Source organism: Micromonospora sp. R311, from assembly GCF_056780015.1.
The window spans coordinates 1-19,181 of record NZ_JBSWCE010000013.1 but is presented as its reverse complement, the minus strand read 5'-3'; the positions used below and the strand labels follow the sequence as shown (position 1 = coordinate 19,181).

21 protein-coding genes are annotated in these 19,181 nt (G+C 73.4%); 13 read left to right on the top strand and 8 right to left on the bottom strand.

The window, feature by feature from the left end; translation table 11 throughout:
• Window positions 1–13 precede the first annotated feature (13 nt).
• Together AC1WTP_RS13210 and AC1WTP_RS13205 are read right to left on the bottom strand one after the other, a co-directional pair.
• Window positions 14–367 carry a hypothetical protein gene (locus tag AC1WTP_RS13210; protein ID WP_481649527.1) on the bottom strand — a complete coding sequence of 118 codons (354 nt, stop codon included), beginning with the start codon at window positions 365–367 and terminating at the stop codon, window positions 14–16.
• 162 nt (window positions 368–529) lie between these two features.
• Entirely contained in the window at window positions 530–970 is a 441-nt protein-coding gene (locus tag AC1WTP_RS13205) for a helix-turn-helix domain-containing protein (protein WP_481649526.1), read from the bottom strand.
• 264 nt (window positions 971–1,234) lie between these two features.
• On the opposite strand from AC1WTP_RS13205, the gene AC1WTP_RS13200 reads away from it, so the two are divergent.
• The 6 genes from AC1WTP_RS13200 (at window position 1,235) to AC1WTP_RS13175 (ending at window position 6,645) form a co-directional block, all read left to right on the top strand.
• Window positions 1,235–1,579, top strand: a complete 345-nt coding sequence (locus AC1WTP_RS13200) for a hypothetical protein (RefSeq protein WP_481649525.1) — start codon at window positions 1,235–1,237, stop codon at window positions 1,577–1,579.
• Between the two features lie 31 nt (window positions 1,580–1,610).
• Window positions 1,611–1,955, top strand: coding sequence for a hypothetical protein (locus tag AC1WTP_RS13195; RefSeq protein ID WP_481649524.1), 345 nt, complete (start codon window positions 1,611–1,613; stop codon window positions 1,953–1,955).
• A gap of 458 nt (window positions 1,956–2,413) precedes the next feature.
• Complete coding sequence (locus tag AC1WTP_RS13190) at window positions 2,414–3,829, top strand: PhoH family protein (protein WP_481649523.1); 1,416 nt, start codon at window positions 2,414–2,416, stop codon at window positions 3,827–3,829.
• A 278-nt stretch (window positions 3,830–4,107) separates the two neighbouring features.
• Window positions 4,108–4,794, top strand: coding sequence for an aggregation-promoting factor C-terminal-like domain-containing protein (locus tag AC1WTP_RS13185; protein ID WP_481649522.1), 687 nt, complete (start codon window positions 4,108–4,110; stop codon window positions 4,792–4,794).
• Between the two features lie 111 nt (window positions 4,795–4,905).
• Window positions 4,906–5,559 (top strand): rhomboid family intramembrane serine protease, encoded by a 654-nt coding sequence (locus tag AC1WTP_RS13180; protein ID WP_481649521.1) that lies wholly within the window; start codon window positions 4,906–4,908, stop codon window positions 5,557–5,559.
• A gap of 117 nt (window positions 5,560–5,676) precedes the next feature.
• Window positions 5,677–6,645 carry an NAD(P)/FAD-dependent oxidoreductase gene (locus AC1WTP_RS13175; RefSeq protein WP_481649520.1) on the top strand — a complete coding sequence of 323 codons (969 nt, stop codon included), beginning with the start codon at window positions 5,677–5,679 and terminating at the stop codon, window positions 6,643–6,645.
• A 15-nt stretch (window positions 6,646–6,660) separates the two neighbouring features.
• On the opposite strand, the gene AC1WTP_RS13170 is transcribed toward AC1WTP_RS13175, so the two are convergent.
• Window positions 6,661–7,353, bottom strand: coding sequence for a TetR/AcrR family transcriptional regulator (locus tag AC1WTP_RS13170; protein ID WP_481649519.1), 693 nt, complete (start codon window positions 7,351–7,353; stop codon window positions 6,661–6,663).
• A 141-nt stretch (window positions 7,354–7,494) separates the two neighbouring features.
• On the opposite strand from AC1WTP_RS13170, the gene AC1WTP_RS13165 reads away from it, so the two are divergent.
• A complete protein-coding gene (locus AC1WTP_RS13165) occupies window positions 7,495–8,412 on the top strand; it encodes an NAD-dependent epimerase/dehydratase family protein (protein ID WP_481649518.1) in 918 nt (305 codons plus the stop codon).
• 37 nt (window positions 8,413–8,449) lie between these two features.
• On the opposite strand, the gene AC1WTP_RS13160 is transcribed toward AC1WTP_RS13165, so the two are convergent.
• The gene (locus AC1WTP_RS13160) at window positions 8,450–9,421 is read right to left on the bottom strand and encodes a DMT family transporter (RefSeq protein ID WP_481649517.1); all 972 of its coding nucleotides are present in this window, start codon (window positions 9,419–9,421) and stop codon (window positions 8,450–8,452) included.
• Window positions 9,418–10,449 carry a class II fructose-bisphosphatase gene (glpX, locus tag AC1WTP_RS13155; protein ID WP_481649516.1) on the bottom strand — a complete coding sequence of 344 codons (1,032 nt, stop codon included), beginning with the start codon at window positions 10,447–10,449 and terminating at the stop codon, window positions 9,418–9,420. The genes AC1WTP_RS13160 and glpX overlap by 4 nt, the downstream gene beginning before the upstream one ends.
• 157 nt (window positions 10,450–10,606) lie before the next feature.
• On the opposite strand from glpX, the gene AC1WTP_RS13150 reads away from it, so the two are divergent.
• The 3 genes from AC1WTP_RS13150 to AC1WTP_RS13140 all read left to right on the top strand — a co-directional run bounded on the left by AC1WTP_RS13150 (window position 10,607) and on the right by AC1WTP_RS13140 (window position 13,431).
• Window positions 10,607–11,359 (top strand): DUF4245 domain-containing protein, encoded by a 753-nt coding sequence (locus AC1WTP_RS13150; RefSeq protein ID WP_481649515.1) that lies wholly within the window; start codon window positions 10,607–10,609, stop codon window positions 11,357–11,359.
• A gap of 109 nt (window positions 11,360–11,468) precedes the next feature.
• Window positions 11,469–12,278 carry a hypothetical protein gene (locus tag AC1WTP_RS13145; RefSeq protein ID WP_481649514.1) on the top strand — a complete coding sequence of 270 codons (810 nt, stop codon included), beginning with the start codon at window positions 11,469–11,471 and terminating at the stop codon, window positions 12,276–12,278.
• Between the two features lie 304 nt (window positions 12,279–12,582).
• A complete protein-coding gene (locus AC1WTP_RS13140; RefSeq protein WP_481649513.1) occupies window positions 12,583–13,431 on the top strand; it encodes a hypothetical protein in 849 nt (282 codons plus the stop codon).
• Window positions 13,432–13,522: 91 nt separating this feature from the next.
• Here AC1WTP_RS13140 and AC1WTP_RS13135 read toward each other — a convergent pair whose 3' ends face one another.
• Both AC1WTP_RS13135 and xseA read right to left on the bottom strand, forming a co-directional pair.
• Entirely contained in the window at window positions 13,523–13,735 is a 213-nt protein-coding gene (locus AC1WTP_RS13135) for an exodeoxyribonuclease VII small subunit (protein WP_447135222.1), read from the bottom strand.
• A 37-nt stretch (window positions 13,736–13,772) separates the two neighbouring features.
• Window positions 13,773–14,993, bottom strand: coding sequence for an exodeoxyribonuclease VII large subunit (xseA, locus tag AC1WTP_RS13130; RefSeq protein WP_481649512.1), 1,221 nt, complete (start codon window positions 14,991–14,993; stop codon window positions 13,773–13,775).
• A 224-nt stretch (window positions 14,994–15,217) separates the two neighbouring features.
• Here xseA and AC1WTP_RS13125 point away from each other — a divergent pair, with 224 nt between their 5' ends.
• Complete coding sequence (locus AC1WTP_RS13125) at window positions 15,218–16,204, top strand: 4-hydroxy-3-methylbut-2-enyl diphosphate reductase (protein ID WP_481649511.1); 987 nt, start codon at window positions 15,218–15,220, stop codon at window positions 16,202–16,204.
• A gap of 102 nt (window positions 16,205–16,306) precedes the next feature.
• Window positions 16,307–16,774 (top strand): hypothetical protein, encoded by a 468-nt coding sequence (locus AC1WTP_RS13120; protein WP_481649510.1) that lies wholly within the window; start codon window positions 16,307–16,309, stop codon window positions 16,772–16,774.
• A 9-nt stretch (window positions 16,775–16,783) separates the two neighbouring features.
• Here the strand turns inward: AC1WTP_RS13120 and AC1WTP_RS13115 are convergent, their stop codons facing one another.
• Window positions 16,784–17,962, bottom strand: a complete 1,179-nt coding sequence (locus AC1WTP_RS13115) for a DNA recombination protein RmuC (protein WP_481649509.1) — start codon at window positions 17,960–17,962, stop codon at window positions 16,784–16,786.
• Between the two features lie 53 nt (window positions 17,963–18,015).
• On the opposite strand from AC1WTP_RS13115, the gene AC1WTP_RS13110 reads away from it, so the two are divergent.
• Window positions 18,016–18,798 carry a hypothetical protein gene (locus AC1WTP_RS13110; protein ID WP_481649508.1) on the top strand — a complete coding sequence of 261 codons (783 nt, stop codon included), beginning with the start codon at window positions 18,016–18,018 and terminating at the stop codon, window positions 18,796–18,798.
• Window positions 18,799–19,181 lie beyond the last annotated feature (383 nt).

Sequence of the window (19,181 nt, the reverse complement as noted above, 5' to 3'; positions counted from 1 at the left end):
GGCGCGATTCAGCTCAGCCTTCGGCGGCTCCCCGTCCCCGGCGCCCGAACGGCACCACGGCCGCCTCCTGGCCGTGGCTGAGCAGGTAGCCCTCCACGAAGCCGGTGTTGCGGTCGCCGGTGTGTGCCTCGATCTCGTTGAGTCGCGCCACCATGAACTCGGTGAGCGCGCTGACCCGGTCGTTCAGCCGGTCGTGCAGCTCGGCGACGACGGCCAGGATGACCGCGGTGCCGGCGGTGGTGAGCGCGAAGAGATTGACGAGCAGGGGAAGCTGCCCGCCGTCGACCGCGAGGGTCACCGCGTTCCCGGTCGCGCACAGTGTCAACGACACGGTGGCCACTACGACTGCCAACCATTTCAGGGTCATGGACAGACCCCTCCTTCTGTCCCGCAGGGCTGGGTTCGGCCTTGTCCCGTCCCCCCGCCGACGACGAGCCCAAGCAGTACGAATAGGGACGCTAGCGCGCCCGTTCCGGCCCCGGAGCGAAACGAATGAGTCTGACCTGCTGTTCTTTCGCCATCTGAGGAACTAGCCGACTTGTTTACCTCGTTTTCGGACATCGACCGGAAGGGTCGGCCGGTATGCGAGGTAACGAATGGTTTCCCGAATGTGGAACTTCTCCGCGTCGGAGACGTTGGGGTCGACCAGCCGGCGCAGCAACGCCTCGACGTCCGGGTCCATCGGCGGCGGGGTCGGGGTGCTGCGCGGGCGGGCGGCGCGGTCCCAGCCGAGCGCGGCGAAGGCGGTGGCCGGATCGAGGCCCAGCCCCTCGCAGAACGCCACCACGCGTTCCGCCTCCGGGTCGCTGGCCCAGTCGCCGCGCACCCACCGGTTGATGGTCTGCCGGGAGACTCCGGTGCGTCGGGAGACCTCGGTGCCGCTCCAGGCCCGGGTGGCCCGCGCCTCGTCGAGTGCGCGGCGGACGAAGGTGGCGAAGGCGATCTTCCGTGCGTTGGCCGTCTCGGTCACCTCGTGACGGTACGGCGAGTTCGCCGCCGGCGGGCGACCCGGCGCGCTCCTGTCACGCGGACGTGACGGGATCTTCAGGTTTCCGGTTAACGATCCAGCGCCGTTCTTGAGGGGTGTCACGCGGGCAGAATAGATGACCGTAGGTGCGGGGGTAACCGGACGAAAAGCTGATACTGTCACGCTCATGAGACAACCTACGGTGTGTCACGTGCTTGAGACGATCAGTGCTCACATGCGTCACGCCCCCGGCGCGAGGGGGGTGTGGTGACCGAGCTCGCTACCCGCGCCCAGGCCTTCGCCCTGATCGCCGACGGGGTGGCCGCGGGCCTGAGCGCGCCGTGGCGCCTCTACCTCGCCCGGGGCTGCCGGTTTCTCTCCCTCAGCGTCGCCGACCGGGCCGAGTGGAACGCCTGGCGTACCCACCTCGGCTGCCCGGAACTCAGCGTGCGGGTGTACGACGCCGGGGGCGAGATCCGCCGCTCGTCGGTGGCCGAGGTGGTCCTCGACGGCTGCCGGATCAGCGTCGAACTGGTCGAGGAGGTCAGCACGGACGACCTCGACCGGCTCCTGGTCGCCGATCCCGCCTCGGTAGAGCCGGAGGAGCGATGACCCGGTACGCGCGGCCGGCCGGAGCCGCCCGATGAGCCCCTTCCTCGCGGTCTTCCTCGTCCTCCTGCTCGGCTCGACGAGCTACGCGGCCGGGCGGCTGCACGGTCAGCTCAGCTACCGGATCGGCTACCGGTTCGGCTACCGGCAGGGCTACTTCGACGGCGACCGGGGCGCCTGGAACCGGCGTCGCCGCGACGCCCAGGCGGCCATCGCCTCCGCGCTGTCGACCCCGCCGCCGACACCGCCGCCGACCACCCGGGTCAGCGCCACGGTGGTCCGTCCCGGCACCACGTACACCGGCTCGTCGTTCACGGCGCCGGCCGCTCCGGTCACCGGGCGGCACCCGACCGGCACCCTCGTCCGACGGACCGGCTGAGCCCGGTCGACGGGGCACCCGAGAGCCCCGCCGGCCGGACCCAGGGCACGGTGCGTCGTCCGCGGCGGACACGCACCGTCGGGGCCACGTCAGACCGGTGACGGTGGTCCCGCCGGCCGGGATGCGCGCAGGGGGCATGCATCCCGGCCGGTTCCGCCGTGCTCCGGCGCCCGCGCCGCGCTGCCGTCGGCGCCCGCTCGCCCGGGTCGGCCCGCCGTGCCGCTGTGCGCCCGGGGTCACACGTCGTTGACGGGAGCGTTACCAGAGATCCACGATCGCCCCCTAGCCGGGACGGTCGCACGCCGCTAGCGTCTAGGCATGGCACGGGGTTGTCCCGGGCCAGCCGGCCCGCCCGGACCTGCGACCTCGCACACGGGGCCCGCATCCGACCCCGTGTCCCCGGGCACCGGACGAGGCGGAACGCGGGTGGCCGGGTGCCCATCCGCCGGAGCAGGCCTGTGACGACTCGCCGTACCACCGCCGGTGCCGACCAGACCCCGGCCGCGACTGCCACGACCCGCCGCGCCACCCGGAGCCGCCGCACGGCGGCCGCCGCGCCGGCCGACCCCGAGGAGCCCCGACCAGCAGGCCAGGCCTTCGTCCTGGACACCTCGGTGCTGCTCTCCGACCCGGCGGCCTTCCACCGGTTCGCCGAGCACGAGGTGGTGCTGCCGCTCGTGGTCATCTCCGAGCTGGAGGGCAAGCGGCACCATCCCGAGCTGGGCTGGTTCGCCCGGCAGTCGCTGCGCATGCTGGACGAGCTGCGGGTGCGGCACGGCCGGCTGGACCGGCCGGTGCCCGCCAACGACGCCGGCGGCACGCTGCGGGTCGAGCTGAACCACACCGACGACGGCGTGCTGCCGCCCGGTTTCCGCACCGAGAGCAACGACGCCCGGATCCTCTCCGTGGCGCTGAACCTGGCCGCGGAGGGGCGCGAGGTCACCCTGGTCAGCAAGGACATGCCGCTGCGGGTCAAGGCCGCCTCGGTCGGCCTGCACGCCGACGAGTACCGGCACGGCCAGGCCAGCGACCCCACCTGGACCGGGATGTCCGAACTGGAGCTGGCCGAGGAGGAGATCGGCCGGCTCTACGCCGGTGAGGTGCTCGACCTGGACGCCGCCGCCGGCCTGCCCTGCCACACCGGCCTGGTGCTGCACTCCGCGCGGGGCTCGGCGCTCGGCCGGGTGCTGCCCGACAAGACCGTACGGCTGGTCCGCGGCGACCGGGAGGCGTTCGGCGTGCACGGCCGTTCGGCCGAGCAGCGGATCGCCCTCGACCTGCTGCTCGACGAGTCGATCGGGATCGTCTCATTGGGCGGCCGGGCCGGCACCGGCAAGTCGGCGCTCGCCCTCTGCGCCGGGTTGGAGGCGGTGATGGAGCGCCGCCGGCACAAGAAGGTGATCGTCTTCCGGCCGCTCTACGCCGTCGGCGGCCAGGAGCTGGGCTACCTGCCCGGCTCGGAGTCGGAGAAGATGTCGCCCTGGGCGCAGGCGGTCTTCGACACCCTCGGCGCGGTGGTGCACGAGAACGTGCTGGAGGAGGTCACCTCGCGCGGCCTGCTGGAGGTGCTGCCGCTGACCCACATCCGGGGCCGCAGCCTGCACGACGCCTTCGTGATCGTGGACGAGGCGCAGTCGCTCGAGCGCGGGGTGCTGCTGACCGTGCTGTCCCGGATCGGCCAGGGGTCGCGGGTGGTGCTCACCCACGACGTCGCCCAGCGGGACAACCTCCGGGTCGGCCGGCACGACGGGGTGACCGCGGTCATCGAGGCGTTGAAGGGGCATCCGCTCTTCGCCCACGTCACGCTCAGCCGTTCGGAGCGTTCTCCGATTGCCGCGATGGTGACGGATCTGCTGGAAGACATCCCCACCTGATGACCGTTTCGTAGTACCTTGTCCGCATTATTTTAGTGGCGCAAGTCACAATCGGGGCTCTTGGTTTCCCATCAGCCTCACTGTGCGCGATCGTGTCCCACGAGCGCCCACGCACCGGAAAGATCGTTGGTGATCGTTCGTCACACGGCGGACGGCCCCGGCGGTGCGGCCCGGCGAGCCGGTTGCCACCGGCGCAGGGCCGCCGGCGCTCACGGCGTGGACCGCCCGAGCAGGGCGACTTCGTGCCGTGTCCTTGCACCCGACGAAGGGACCACTTCGTGAGTCGGCTGTGGAGCCGGTTCGGCGCCCGCACGGCCGCTGTCGCGCTGCTTTCCGTGGGCGTTGCCGGCGGTTTCTACCTGGGCGAAGACCGGGAGATCCAGCAGCAGGGCCTGACCGCGCAGGCCGGAGCCGCGGTCGAGCAGGCCGAGTTCGACTACCAGCGCGAGCGGCAGGCCGCCCACCAGATGCAGTCCGCCAAGCAGCGGGCCGCCGAGTACCAGGCCAAGCTGCGGGCCGCCGCGGCCGCCAAGGAGGCCGCCGAGCGGGCCCGCGAGGCCGAGGCCGCCGCGGCGTCCCGGAAGAAGGCCCGGGAGGAGGCCGCCCGCGAGGCGGCGGAGTCCAAGCCGTACGACGGGCCGATCCCGGCGTCCTGCGCGGAGTTCAGCGGCAACCGCGAGGTCGGGTGCGCGCTGATGCTCCAGGCGGGCTTCGAGATCGACCAGTTCCCCTGCCTGAACAAGCTCTGGGACAAGGAGAGCGGCTGGAACCACAAGGCCCGCAACTCCTCCTCCGGGGCGTACGGCATCCCCCAGGCACTGCCGGGGAGCAAGATGGGCTCGGTCGCCGACGACTGGCAGACCAACCCGGCCACCCAGATCAAGTGGGGTCTCGGCTACATCGAGGGCCGTTACGGCACCCCGTGCAAGGCGTGGGCGCACTCACAGGACGTGGGCTGGTACTGATCGACCGCGGTCGGCGGGGCGGGTGGCCTACCACCCGCCCCGCCGCCGTTTCCCGCCCGCGGGGTGGGCCGCGAGTGGCGGCGGCCGGCGATTGCTGATAGCCATTGGAGGGTGACCCTGCTCCCCGGAAGCGGCGACCCGCACCGGTTCGGCACCGAGGCGTTCTACGCCGCGCTCGGCCGGGCCTTCGTCGCCATGTGCGCGGTGGTGCCGTTCCTCTTCCTCGTCGAGGCCGCCGATCAGGGGCTGGCCTTCGGGCTCGACGCCGCCGCCGGCATCATCCCGCACCGCATCGACGGGCTGGACGGGGTCTTCTTCTCGCCGTTCCTGCACCACGGCTTCGACCACCTCTACAGCAACAGCATCCCGCTGATCCTGCTCGGCACGTTCGTGCTCGCCGCGGGGGCCCGCCGGTTCCTCTGGTCCACTCTGGTGATCGTGCTGGTCAGCGGGCTCGGGGTGTGGTTCACCGGCTCGTCCGACTCGGTGGTGGTGGGCGCCAGCGGGGTGATCTTCGGCTACCTGGGCATCCTGCTCACCCGGGGCATCGTCGAACGCAGCTGGTGGAACTTCGCGGTCTTCCTGCTGGTCGGCCTCCTCTACGGCTGGCAGCTGGTCGGCATCCTCCCGACCGACGAGCGGATCTCCTGGCAGGGCCACCTGTTCGGGCTGCTCGGCGGGGTGGTGGCCGCGATCGTCTTCCGGCGCCGCCGCCCCGACCTGGGCGGCCCGTACCACTCCGAGTCCTCGCTCACCCTGCCCTGAGCCGTCCGCCAAGCGCGATCCGCGCGGCGGGTGGGACGTGCTTGCCCGGATCCGCCGGCGGCCCTACGGTCGGGATCAGCACGCGTAGATCCGTGAGCGGAAAGCGACGGTACGCCCATGCGCGAGGTCGATGTCGCGGTGATCGGGGCCGGTCCGGCCGGTCTCTTCGCGGCCTACTACGCCGGCTTCCGCGGGCTCTCCGTGGCGGTGGTCGACGCGCTGCCCGAGCCCGGCGGCCAGATCACCGCCATGTACCCGGAGAAGTTGATCTACGACGTCGCCGGCTTTCCGGTGGTCAAGGGGCGTGACCTGGTGGCCAACCTGGTCGCCCAGGCCGCCCCGTTCGACCCGCTCTACCTGCTCGGCACCCGGGCCGAGAAGCTCAGCTACGCCGGTGAGCGCCCGGTGCTCGGCCTGGCCGGCGGCGAGCAGCTGAGCTGCGGCGCGGTCCTCATCACCGGCGGGCTGGGCAGCTTCACGCCTCGCCCGCTGCCGGTCGCCGAGCACTTCGTCGGCGCCGGGATCGTCTACTTCGTACCGCAGCCGGCCGAGCTGACCGGTCGCGACGTGCTGATCGTCGGCGGCGGTGATTCGGCCTTCGACTGGGCGTCGACCCTCCAGCCGCTGGCCCGGTCGGTGACCCTGGTGCACCGCCGGGAGAAGTTCCGGGCGCACGCCGGCACGGTCGCCCGGGTGCTGGCGCTGCCGGTCCGGGTGGTGGTCAACGCCGAGGTGACCCGGCTGCACGGCGACGGCGTGGTGACCGGCGCCGAGATCACCGTACGTGGCGGCGCCGCGGAGACCCTGCCGGTCGACGTCGTGATCGCCGCGCTGGGCTTCACCGCCGACCTCGGGCCGCTCGCCGAGTGGGGGCTGCGGCTGGACCGCCGGCACATCGTGGTCGACAGCGCGATGGCGACGAACCTGCCCCGGGTCTTCGCGGCCGGCGACATCACCGAGTACCCGGGCAAGGTGCGGCTGATCGCGACCGGTTTCGGGGAGGCCGCCACCGCGGTGAACAACGCCGCGGTGGTCATCGACCCGAGCGCGCACCTCTTCCCCGGGCACTCCTCCGACGGCACCTGAGGCCGACGGCCGGGTTCAGCGTGGCAGCCCGATCAGGTCGGCCATCAGGGCGATCTGGTGGTGGAAGTAGTCGTCCCGGTGCGGCAGCGTGCGGTTGATCCGGCCGAACAGCTCGAAGCTGATCAGCCCGAAGAGCTGGGTCCAGCCGGCCATGCCCCGGGCCAGCAGCGCCTCGGGCAGGTCGCCGCCCAGCAGCGCGGCCATCTCCGCCAGGTCGGCGCGGAGCGGGCCGGCCGGCTCGGTGGCCGGCGGCGGATCGATCCGGCCGGCGGCGCACCCGTCCCGGAGGATGCCGACCAGGGTCAGCGGTGGCCGCTGGGCCGGCCCGACGGTGTCGTCCGGGGCGGCGTAGCCGGGCACCGGGCTGCCGTAGAGCAGCGCGTACTCGGCGGGGTGGGCGAGCGCCCAGCCGCGGGCCGCCCGGCAGGCCGCATGCCAGCGCCCGCGCAGGTCGAGGCGGTCGCAGCCGGCGTCCGCCGCCTCCACCGCGGCGCCGAGCGCGTCGTACGCCTCGATGATCAGCGCGGTGAGCAGCTCGTCGCGGCTGGGGAAGTAGCGGTAGATCGCCGACGACACCATGCCCATGTCGCGGGCCACCGCCCGCAGCGAGAGGTTGGCGCCGTCGGTGGCCAGGTGCCGCCGGGCCACCGCCTTGATCTCGTCGATCATCTCGGCGCGGACCCGGGCACGGATCGAGGAAGCGGGCATGGGACCACTCTGCCACGAATCGGAGCGGCAATCAAAATAGAGAGCACTGCTCTTGACCAAGCATGGGGTGAGCGGTCATGCTGGTGGCGGCAAGCGAGAGCGGTGCTCTCGGTTCGTATCCCCGCTTTGAAAGGCATCCCCATGTCGCTGCACGTGATCGTCGGCTCCGGTCCGGTCGGTACGGCCACCGCCCGTCTCCTCGCCGAGCGGGGTGAGCGCGTCCGGGTGGTCACCCGCCGGGGCGCCGGGCCGGAACACCCCGCGGTCGAGCGGGTCGCCGCCGACGCCGCCGACGCCGACCGGCTCACCGCGCTCGTCGAGGGCGCGGACGCGCTGTACAACTGCGCAAACCCGGCATACCACCGGTGGGCCACCGACTGGCCGCCGCTGGCCGGCGCGCTGCTCACCGCCGCCGAGCGGACCGGCGCGGTGCTCGCCACCGTCGGCAACCTCTACGGCTACGGGCCGGTCGACGCCCCGATGACCGAGCGCACCCCGCTCGCGGCCACCGGCACCAAAGGCCGCGTGCGCAACCGGATGTGGGCCGACGCGCTGGCCGCCCACCGGGCCGGCCGGGCCCGGGTCACCGAGGTGCGCGGCTCCGACTATCTCGGCGCCGACGGCATGTCCCTGGCGATGCTGGTGCTGCCCCGGGTGATCGCCGGGCAGCGGGTCTTCCTCCCGGTCGACTGGGACGCCCCGCACACCTGGACGTACATCCCGGACGTCGCCCGGACCCTCGTCGCCGCCGCCGCCGACGCCCGCGCCTGGGGTCGGGCCTGGCACGTGCCCAGCGCGCCCGCCGCCGCCATGCGGGAGCTGGCCACCCGCGCGGCGGCGCTGGTCGGCGCACCCGCGCCGAAGCTGACCCGGATGCCCTACCCGGTGCTCTGGCTCGGCGGCCTGGCCAACCCGTTCGCCCGGGAGCTGCGCGAGACCGCCTACCAGTTCGACCGGCCGTTCCTGATGGACTCGACCGCCGCCACCGCGACCCTCGGCGTCGAGCCGACCGCGCTGGACCGGGCGATCGAGGAGACGGTCGGAGCACTGCGCCGCTGATCCGCGCCGGGCTCACCCGCCGCGAGCCCGCCCGGGCTCAGCGGCGGGGCGCCGGGCCGAGCGCGGCCACCAGCACCGCCACCAGGGTCAGCGCGGCGCCGGTCAGGGTGGCCGGCCCCGGGTGCGACGCCTCGGTGGGCAGCAGCACGTCGAGCAGGACGGCCCCGACGACCTGCCCGGCGATGGTGGCCAGGCCGAGCAGCAGCACGCCGGTGAAGCGGACGATCGCGGCGGCGACCGCGATGAACACGATGCCGATCGGGCCACCCAGGTAGAGCCAGGGCTCGGCCGGGAACCCGCCGGCCGGTCGGCCGCGTACCGCCACGTCGACGGCGAGCGTGACGAGCAGGGCCAGCGTGCCGGCGGTGAAGTTGACCAGGGTGGCGGTCAGCGCGCTGCCGGTCGCCACCCGCACCCGGCCGTTGACCGCCTGCTGCCAGGCGATGCCCACCCCGGCCAGCAGCGGCAGCACGGCCAGCGCCAGTGCGGCCGGGTCGCCGAACCGGTCGCCGACGGCGAGCAGGACGGCGACCACGGTCAGCCCGGCACCGGCCAGCCGCCGGCCGGTGATCGGCTGCCGGCCGGTCGGGCCGACCCCGGCCCGGTCCACGGCCAGGCTGCTGCCGGACTGGCCGGCGACCACCGCCACGGTGAAGACGGCCACGCCGAGGGCGCCGATGGTCAGGCCCTGGGTGGCCACCAGGAACGCGCCGCAGACCCCGCCCAGGCACTGCACCGGCCGCAGCTCGCCGGTGGCCAGCGCACGCCGCAGGGCGGCCAGCCCCCGCCGCGCACCCGGGGTGGCGGGGACCAGCACCAGCAGCACCAGCAGGCCCAGTCCGAAGGAGACCACCGCGGCGGCGATCCCGTCGGCCAGGCGTACGCCCAACTCGCCGTTGATCCGGGACTGCACGGCCACGGCGACCCCGGAGGCGGTCGCCAGTCCCACCCCGAGGATCCGGCGGCTCGCCGGCAGGACGGGTCGGACCGTCGTCCCGGCGGCGCTCACTCCTGCTCGGCCAGCGGGCGGCCGTCGAAGTCGACGGCCGAGTAGAGCGCCAGCTTCTCCAGCCGGTGGTACGAGTCGATCACCCGGATGGTGCCGCTCTTCGAGCGCATCACGATCGACTGGGTGTACGCCCCGCCCGCCCGGTAGCGCACCCCGCGCAGCAGGTCGCCGGAGGTGACCCCGGTGGCCACGAAGAAGCAGTTGTCCCCGGTGACCAGGTCGTCGGTGGTGAGCACCCGGTCCAGGTCGTGCCCGGCCGCGAGCGCCTTCTCCCGCTCCTCGTCGTCGCGCGGCCAGAGCTTGGCCTGCATCATCCCGCCCATGCACTTGAGCGCGCAGGCGGCGGTGATCCCCTCGGGCGTACCGCCGATGCCCATCAGCACGTCGACGTCGGACTCGCCGCGGGCGGCGGCGATGGCGCCCGCGATGTCGCCGTCGGAGATGAACCGGATGCCGGCGCCGGCCCGGCGGATCTGCGCGACCAGGTCGTCGTGCCGGGACCGGTCGAGGACGCAGACGGTGACCTCGGAGATGTCGGTCCCCTTGACCTTGGCGATCCGGCGCAGGTTCTCGGCCACCCCGGCGTTGATGTCCACCACGTCGGCGTAGACCGGGCCGACGGCGAGCTTCTCCATGTAGAAGACCGCGCTGGGGTCGAACATCGCGCCCCGCTCGGCGACCGCGAGCACGGCCAGGGCGTTGGGCATGCCCTTGCTCATCAGGGTGGTGCCGTCGATCGGGTCGACCGCGACGTCCACCTCCGGGCCGCTGCCGTCGCCGACCTCCTCGCCGTTGAACAGCATCGGCGCGTTGTCCTTCTCGCCCTCGCCGATCACCACGACCCCCCGCATCGGGATCGAGTTGATCAGCTTGCGCATCGCGTCGACGGCGGCCCCGTCGCCGCCCTCCTTGTCGCCCCGACCGACCCACCGGCCGGCGGCCATCGCCGCGGCCTCGGTGACCCGGACCAGGTCGAGGGCAAGGTTGCGGTCGAGATCCTGTGGGATCCGTGTCCTGGTGTTCGTCATGACGGCTCCTCCTCGCGACGGTGCGGGGTGGGTCGGCAGCGTTCGGTGTCGCCGCTGTCGGTTTGTCGCTGATCCTCACACGATGGCCGACCCGGCGCCGGGGCGGGGCGGTGATGGCCCGGATACCGCCGGTCGGGCGGTGCGGGAAGATGGCGGGGTGGAACCCGCACAGCCTGCCGACCGCGTACCCGCCGACTCGACCCCGCCGGACGGCCAGCCGCCGGTACCGGAGGGCGGCCGACCCCCCGCCGCCGCCCCGGCCGGCGAGCCGGCTCTGGTCGAGCCGGGCCCGGCCGCCCCCGTACCGCAGGGAGAGCCGGCAGCCGGCCCCGGCGCGCCGACCGTCGGCGCCGCGGAGACCGGGGAGGTTCCCGCCCCGCCGCCCCGGGTGGACGCGGGCAAGTCGGAACGCTCGCCCAAGGACATGGCGATCTCGCTGCTGGTGCTGCTGATCCCGATCGCCCTGCTGCTCGCCTTCTACCGGGGTTTCCTCGGCGGCGACGAGCCGGTCACGGTCGACCCGGCGCCGGCCATCGAGTCGGCCCGGGCGGCCAACGCGTTCCCGGTGGCCGTCCCGGCCGACCTCGGCGACGGCTGGCGTACGGTCAGCGCCAACTTCCAGACCGTCGAGGGCGGCGGGTCGACCCTGCGCCTGGGCTACCTCACCCCGGAGGGGCGGGGCGCCCAGCTGGTGCAGAGCAGCGTGCCCGCGGAGCGGCTGCTGCCGACCGAGCTGACCGAGCAGGGGCAGCCGCAGGGGCAGACCGACCTGGGCGGGCGCACCTGGCAGCGGTACACCGCCCGGGGCAACGAGCAGGCGCTGGTGCTGCTGGAGCCGACCCGGACGGTGATCGTGGTCGGCGACGCGCGGGACAACGAGCTGCGGCACCTCGCCACCTCGCTGCGCTGACCCGCCGTCACCACGGCCGGGGATGTCGGTCGGGTCGGATAGGCTGCCCCGGCTCACCGCCCCCGACTCCTGTCGGCCGGGCGAATCCGTTGTGTGAAAAGGAAATTCTGTGAACATTCGACGCTGGAGCGTCGGCGTGCTCGCCGCCACCCTGTTGGTCCCCGGCCTGGCCGCCTGCAAGTCGGAGGCCGCCGAGCCGGCCGCGGCCGGCGCTTCCGGGTCGGCCACCACCCCGGCCGACCCGAAGGAGGCACTGCTCGCCTCCACCCAGGAGATCAGCAAGGGCAACTTCACCTTCGCCATCGTCGGCCACCAGACGACCGGCAGGGGCCTGGTGCACAAGCCGAGCAACAGCGCCCAGCTCACGATGAAGTTCGACGACGGCACCGGCGACGTCTCGATGGACGTCGACTTCATCTACATCGAGAAGGAAAGCTGGGTCAAGCTGGACCTCGGCGGCAAGGTGTTCGAGGCCATGGGCGCCGACAAGAACAAGGGCAAGTACCAGCACCTCGACCAGTCCAAGATCGAGGGCGCCAAGGGGCTCCAGCTCAACGCCGAGACGCTCGACCCGTCCGACAGCGCGGCGCTGGTCAAGGGCGTCACCGAGGTGCAGCGCACCGGTGAGGGCAGCTACTCCGGCAAGATCGACATCACCGGTGCCACCGAGTCGGCCGCGCTGGACGAGGAGATCGTCAAGGCCCTCGCCGCGCAGGCCAAGGCCCTGCCCTTCACGGCCAAGGTCGACCCGCAGGGCCGGCTCACCGAGATCGCCGTCGCCGTCCCGGCCGCCGGTGACGCCGAGGCCCACGAGGTGAAGATCACGTACGCCGACTACGGCAAGGCCGCCGCCGCGCAGAAGCCGCCGGCGAGCAAGGTGGTCGAGGCCTCCGAGCAGACGTACGAGATGTTCAAGTAGGTCCTACGACGGGGAACGGGGCGGCCGCGGCCGCCCCGTTCTCGCGTTCCGGAGGCCGTTTCCGCAGGTTGGGAGCGGACGGGTGGCGCGCCCGGCACGGCGGCGCGGCTTCCGCCCCGGGTCACCCGGCCGGGACAACCGGACAGACCGGTGATTGTGCGACGCGACGGCAGGGAACAGGAGAGGAGCGGACCCGGCCGACACGGGCGGCTCGGGGCCCGCGCGACGCAGCCGGCCGTGGTGCTGCGCCGCCCGGTTTCCGGCCGCCGCCAGGTGCGTCGGGTGACCCCCTTGGGAGACACAGATGACTGTTCGACGACTGAGCGCCGGTCTGGTGACCGCCGCGTTGTTCACTCCCGGTCTCGCCGCCTGCAACGCCACCGGGACCCCTTCGGCGGGCTCGTCCGCCACCCCGACCGTGTCGGCGTCCGGCACCGCCTCCGGCGCCGCGTCCCCGGTGCCCGGTGACGCCAAGCAGGCGCTGCTCGACTCCACCCGCGAGATCAGCAACGGCAACTTCCGGTTCAGCATGTCCGGCGCCGGGTCCACCGCCGAGGGGCAGGTGCACGAGCCGAGCCAGAGCGCCGAGATGCGGGTGACCGTCGGCGCGCCGACCGACGACCTGTTCATGAAGCTGGATCTCATCCACGCCCGGCCGGACAGCTGGGTCAAGCTGGAGCTGGGTGGCAAGACCGCCGGCAGCCTGCCGGCCGTGCAGAAGCTCAACCTCGGCAAGTACCAGCACCTCGACCAGACCCGGATCAGGGGCAACCGGAACCTCGGCTTCGATTTCGACAAGCTCGACCCGGCCGGCAGCGAGGTGCTCACCCAGGGCATCACCGAGGTACGGCAGACCGGCGAGGGCAGCTACGCCGGCACCATCGACGTGTCGAAGGCCGCCGAGGCCGGGTCCATCGACCCCGCGGTGATCACCGCGCTCGGCGCGCAGGCGCAGTCGGTGCCGTTCACCGCGAAGCTCGACCCGCAGGGGCGGCTCAGCGAGCTGGTGATCCAGCTCCCGGCCGCCGGCCAGAGCACGGCGCAGGACATCCGGATCACGTACTCCGACTACGGCAACGCCGCCGCCGCCCAGAAGCCCCCGGCGGACCAGGTGGTCGAGGCCCCGCCGGAGCTCTACAACCTCTTCAACTGAGCCACTCCGCTCTGACGGTCATGCGGTTGTGGTGGGCGACGGCCGGCGCGAAGCGTCCCGTACCGTCCACCACAACCGCATGACCTGCGGGTCAGGAGGTGGCGTCCTGGCGGGCGGCGTCGATGCGGGCCCGGGCGCCGTCGAGCCAGCGCTGGCAGATCACCGCGAGCGCCTCGCCGCGCTCCCAGAGCGCCAGCGACTCCTCCAGCGACGTGCCGCCGGCCTCCAGCCGCTCGACCACCGACGCCAGCTCGGCGCGGGCCTGCTCGTAGCTGAGCCGCTCGTCGTTCTTCTCGTCAGTCATCGCTGCCATCCCACCACATCGCGCCTCCGACCCCGGTTCACCCGTCGACCGTGGCGGCCAGCTCGCCCTCGGCCAGTCGCACCCGCAGCGGGTCACCCTTGCCCACCTCGGACGCGGCCCGCACCACGTGGCCGTCGGCGCGCTGCACGATCGCGTACCCCCGGTCGAGCGTGGCGGCCGGGGAGAGCGCGCGCAGCCGGGCCAGGGTGTGCCGCAGGTCCTCGCCGGCCGCGCCGAGGCGGTGGTCCAGGCAGCGCCCGGCCCGCTGGCGCAGCGCGGTCAGGTCGGTGGCCCGCTGGTCGACCATCACCTGGGGCCGGGCCAGCACCGGGCGGGAGCGGAGCAGGTCCAGCCGGTGCTGCTCCCGGTCGACCAGGTTGCGGACGGCCCGCTCCAGCCTCGACCGGGCCTGGCCGATGAGGCGTACCTCCTCGGCCAGGTCGGGCACGATCCGCTTGGCCGCGTCGGTGGGCGTCGAGGCGCGCAGGTCGGCGACGTAGTCGACCAGCGGCGCGTCCGTCTCGTGCCCGATCGCGCTGACCACCGGCGTACGGCAGGCGAAGACCGCCCGGCAGAGCGCCTCGTCGGAGAAGGGGAGCAGGTCCTCGATGCTGCCGCCGCCCCGGGCGATGATGATCACGTCGATGCTCGGATCGGCGTCCAGCACCTTGAGCGCGTCGACGATCTGCGGCACGGCGCTCGGCCCCTGCACCGCCACGTTGACGGTGCGGAACTCCACCGCCGGCCAGCGCCGGCGGGCGTTGGTCAGCACGTCGCGCTCGGCCGCCGACGCCCGGCCGGTGATCAGGCCGATCCGGTTGGGCAGGAACGGCGGGCGGCGCTTGCGGGCCCGGTCGAAGAGCCCCTCGGCGGCGAGCAGCTTCTTGAGCTTCTCCAGCCGGGCCAGCAGCTCACCCAGGCCGACCTGGCGGATCTCGTCGGCGCGCAGGCTCAGCGTGCCCCGGGCGGCGTAGAACTCGGGCTTGGCGTGCAGCACCACCCGGGCGCCCTCGCGCAGCTCGGGCGCGCCGGCGTCCAGCACGTCGCGGTTGGTGGTGACGGTCAGGCTCAGGTCGGCCGACGGGTCGCGCAGGGTGAGGAAGACCGTGGTGGCACCCGGGCGGCGGCTGATCTGGGCCACCTGCCCGTCCACCCACACCCAGCCGAGCCGGGAGATCCACGCGCTGACCTTCTGGCTCACCACCCGGACCGGCCACGGCTCCTCGGACGTGCTCCGCCCCACCTCGCCCGTACTCACCCGCCCACCCTACGGCCCACCCCCGACGGGGCCTTCGTCGATCATGGGGTTGACGGCGATGTCGATCTCGAAGAGTGCCGCCAACCCATGATCGACCCGGCGCACCTCGTGCACCTCGGCCAGGATGGCGCCGGCCCGGGCCATCAGCTCGAACGCGTCCGGCGGCGGCTGTGGTGACGGTCGCAGCCGCTGTGGGTCTCCGGGCCGGCACGTACGATGGGCGGGTGACTCAGGCTGAAGCGACTTCCCGGACCGGCAAGCGCGTGCTCCTGGCCAAGCCCCGCGGCTACTGCGCGGGGGTCGACCGCGCGGTGCAGACCGTCGAGGAGGCGCTCAAGCTCTACGGCGCCCCGATCTACGTGCGCAAGCAGATCGTGCACAACAAGCACGTGGTGCGCACCCTGGAGGCCAAGGGCGCGATCTTCGTGGAGGAGAACGAGGAGGTGCCGGAGGGCGCCACCGTCATCTTCTCCGCGCACGGCGTGGCCCCCGAGGTCTACGAGCAGGCGAAGGCGCGCTCCCTGAAGGCGATCGACGCGACCTGCCCGCTGGTGACGAAGGTGCACCAGGAGGCCAAGCGGTTCGCCGCCGAGGACTACGACATCCTGCTGATCGGCCACGAGGGGCACGAGGAGGTCATCGGCACCTCCGGCGAGGCCCCGGAGCACATCCAGCTGGTGGACGGCCCGGCCGGTGCCGACAAGATCACCGTCCGCGACCCGAGCAAGGTCGTCTGGCTCTCCCAGACCACGCTCTCGGTCGACGAGACCCTGGAGACGGTGGCCCGGCTCAAGCAGCGGCTGCCGTTGCTCCAGTCGCCGCCGAGCGACGACATCTGCTACGCCACCTCCAACCGCCAGCACGTGGTCAAGGAGATCGCCCCGGACTGCGACGTGGTGATCGTGGTCGGCTCGCGCAACTCCTCCAACTCGGTACGCCTCGTCGAGGTCGCCCTGGACGCCGGCGCGCGCGCCGGCCACCTGGTCGACTTCGCCGACGAGATCGACGACGCGTGGCTGGCCGGGGCCCGGACGGTCGGGCTGACCTCCGGCGCGAGCGTCCCCGACGAACTGGTCCAGGACGTGCTGGCCCACCTCGCGGCGCGCGGCTTCACCGACGTGGAGGAGGTGGTCACCGCCAACGAGCGGCTGACCTTCTCCCTGCCGCAGGAGCTCAAGCGCGACATGAAGGCCGCGGCGGCCCGCGGCTGACGCCGGTGGCCGAGGCGCCACCGGTGCCCGGTACGGGACGGGTCGGCCGGCTACCGGCCCGGCCCGGGAACGGTGGCCGGCGCCGGTGCGTCCGATACGGGTATGAGGACCTTTCGGCTCGCCCTCTCCGCGCTGGTCGTCTGCGTGGCGCTGAGCGCCTGCGGCGGCCAGGACGGCGGCGACGGCACCCCCACCCCCACTCCGACGGGAGCGCAGCCGGTGACCACCCCACCCCAGCCGGATCCGGCGAGCCCGAGCGGGTCGTCGAGCACTCGGGTCCCGGACGACCCGGTCGACCCGACGGTGCCCGACCCGCCGCCGCTGGGCACCACGCGCCCGGGCGGGCCGACCAAGCCGCCGCCGGCCGGTGACACCACGCTGACCGGCACGGTCACCGCCGGGGTGGAGCCCAACTGCCTGCTGCTCGACGGCTACCTGCTGATCGGCGGTCCGCGCGACGTGCTCACCGCCGGCGCGAAGGTGACCGTGACCGGCCGCGCCCAGCCCGGCATGATGACCACCTGCCAGCAGGGCACCCCCTTCGTGGTCGAATCCGCCCGTCGCGGCTGACCGGGCCGGTCAGTCCAGCGGCGCGCGGCGCGGGGGGACCTCGGCGTCGGGGCCGTCGAGCAGCTCCGGCGCCTGGGGCTGCCGGGGCGCCAGCTCGATCTGCGCCGGCGCGGTCAGCTCCTGGTCGGAGACCCCCAGCTCGGCGAGCTTGCGCGCGCTGACCAGCACCCGCGCCTCCAGCGACCCCACCGCCCGGTTGTACGCGGTGACCGCGCCGCTCAGCGAGGCGCCGAGCTTGCCGACGTGGTCGCCCAGTGTGGACAGCCGGCCGTAGAGCTCGCGGGCCAGCGAGTGCACCGCCACCGCGTTGCGGGCCAGCGCCTCCTGCCGCCACGAGTAGGCGACCGTACGCAGCAGCGCGACCAGGGTGGCCGGGGTGGCCAGCACCACGTTGCGGGCGAACGCGTGCTCCAGCAGCGTCGGGTCGCGCTGCAGCGCCACGTCGAGGAACGGGTCGGCCGGCACGAAGAGCACCACGAACTCCGGGGTGCTGTCGAACGCCGCCCAGTAGGACTTGGCGGCCAGCGCGTCGACGTGCCCCCGCAGGTGCTTAGCGTGCGCGTCGAGGTGGGTGTCGCGGCCGCGCTCGTCGCGCGCCTCCATCGCGGTCAGGTAGGCGTCGAAGGGCGCCTTGGCGTCCACCACCACGGACCGGCCGCCATGCAGCCGGACCACCAGGTCGGGACGGACCCCCTGGTGGTCGGTGGCGGCGGTGACCTGCTCGGCGAAGTCGCAGTGCTCCAGCATGCCGGCCGCCTCGACGATCCGGCGCAACTGGTGCTCGCCCCAGCGACCGCGCACCTGGGGCGCCCGCAGCGCCGCCACCAGCTGCTTGGTCTCGGTGCGCAGCTCGCCGGAGACGGTGCTCATCGCGCGGACCTGCTCGCGCAGCTCGGCGTAGGCGTCGACGCGGTCGCGCTCCAGCTCGGCGACCCGCTGCTCGTAGCGGCGCAGCGTGTCGTGCAGGGGTGCGACCGCCCGGGCGACCGCCTCCTGGGACTGGGCGGTGGCCTCGTAGCTCAACGCCCGCATGGACTGCTCCAGCCGGCCCTCGCCCTCGCGGGTGGCGCGCAGCGTGGCGTCCAGCCGGGCGATCTCTGCGGCGGCGCGGGACCGGGCGGCGAGCCAACCCAGGGCGCCGCCGGTGGCGAGGCAGACGACCACCACGGCCAGCGTCGAGAAGTCCACCACCGGAGCTTGCCAGACGAGTACGACTCAACCGGCGCGGGTACCTTCGTGCCATGGAACTTCTGCTGGTGGTGATCCTGGTGGCGTTGCTGCTGGGAGCGTTCCTGTGGTGGCGGCGGGAGACCGCGGCCCGCCAGGCGCGGGACCTGGCCGACGTGCGCGCCGACGCCCAGCGGTGGTACGAGCGGCTCGGCGGCCAGGTGATGAACCTGCACGGCGACGACCCGGCGGTCCGCCAGGCGCTGGTCGACGCCGGCGAGCGCTACAACGCCGCCGGCGGCCAGCTGGAGCAGGCCAGCACCGTCCAGCAGTACCGGCTGGCCCGGGAGACCGCGCTGGAAGGGCTCGCGTACGCGCGGGCGGCGCGGGTGGCGCTAGGCATCGACCCCGGCCCGGAGCTGCCCCCGCTGGCCGCCATGCAGGGCGCCGGGCAGCTCACCAAGGAACGCCAGGTCGACGTGCAGGGGCAGACGTTCAAGGCGGGCCCGCAGCCGGGCCGGGACACGCCCTACTACTACCCCGGCGGGCGGTTCCAGGGTCGCCCGGTGCCGGCGGGTTGGTACTCCACCCCGTGGTGGAAGACGGCGCTGGGCGCCGGCGCCGGCGTGCTCGGTGGCCTGCTGATCGCCGACGCGCTCTTCTCGCCGGCCTTCGCCGATCCGGGCTACGGCCACGAGGCGGGCTATGCCGATGGCGCCGACCACGGCGACCAGGGCGGTGACGCGGGCGGTGACGCCGGTGGCGACGTCGGCGCCGACCAGGCCGGTGACTTCGGCGGCGGTGACTTCGGCGGTGGAGATTTCGGCGGCGGTGACTTCGGGGGCGGCGACTTCTGAGCCTGCTGTCGCCTACCGGCTGATCCGCTGCCCGAGCCTACCGCTGGCCCTGCCGGCACCCCGTGCCTGAGCTGCCGGACCATGCTTGCGCCGGACCCTGCTTGCCCCGCGGTGCTTGCCCCGGACCGTGCCTGCCTCGGACCGTGCTTGCCTCGGACCGTGCTTGCGCCCGCGGTGCTTGCGCCCGGGGGGTGCGTGCGCCGGGCGGTGCATGTGCCCGGCGGCGGCTTGGCGGTTGCGCCGGCGGCGGTCTCGTGCGGTCGGCGGACCACATTCCCGACGAGCTTGATACCTGGGAGGCATAAATATGGATCTTGTGACGTGTCTGTGGGTGGTCGGGCGCGTCGTTTATGGGGCACGCCGTTGTCCTGCCTAGGTTCTGG

Excerpts from the sequence above, each read along its gene's own strand:
- AC1WTP_RS13135 (WP_447135222.1), bottom strand. The coding sequence starts at position 13,735 with ATGACTGACGAGAAGAACGACGAGCGGCTCAGCTACGAGCAGGCCCGC.
- AC1WTP_RS13165 (WP_481649518.1), top strand. The coding sequence starts at position 7,495 with ATGTCGCTGCACGTGATCGTCGGCTCCGGTCCGGTCGGTACGGCCACC.
- AC1WTP_RS13110 (WP_481649508.1), top strand. The coding sequence starts at position 18,016 with ATGGAACTTCTGCTGGTGGTGATCCTGGTGGCGTTGCTGCTGGGAGCG.
- AC1WTP_RS13170 (WP_481649519.1), bottom strand. The coding sequence starts at position 7,353 with ATGCCCGCTTCCTCGATCCGTGCCCGGGTCCGCGCCGAGATGATCGAC.
- AC1WTP_RS13195 (WP_481649524.1), top strand. The coding sequence starts at position 1,611 with ATGAGCCCCTTCCTCGCGGTCTTCCTCGTCCTCCTGCTCGGCTCGACG.
- glpX (WP_481649516.1), bottom strand. The coding sequence starts at position 10,449 with ATGACGAACACCAGGACACGGATCCCACAGGATCTCGACCGCAACCTT.
- AC1WTP_RS13120 (WP_481649510.1), top strand. The coding sequence starts at position 16,307 with ATGAGGACCTTTCGGCTCGCCCTCTCCGCGCTGGTCGTCTGCGTGGCG.
- AC1WTP_RS13175 (WP_481649520.1), top strand. The coding sequence starts at position 5,677 with ATGCGCGAGGTCGATGTCGCGGTGATCGGGGCCGGTCCGGCCGGTCTC.
- AC1WTP_RS13140 (WP_481649513.1), top strand. The coding sequence starts at position 12,583 with ATGACTGTTCGACGACTGAGCGCCGGTCTGGTGACCGCCGCGTTGTTC.
- AC1WTP_RS13210 (WP_481649527.1), bottom strand. The coding sequence starts at position 367 with ATGACCCTGAAATGGTTGGCAGTCGTAGTGGCCACCGTGTCGTTGACA.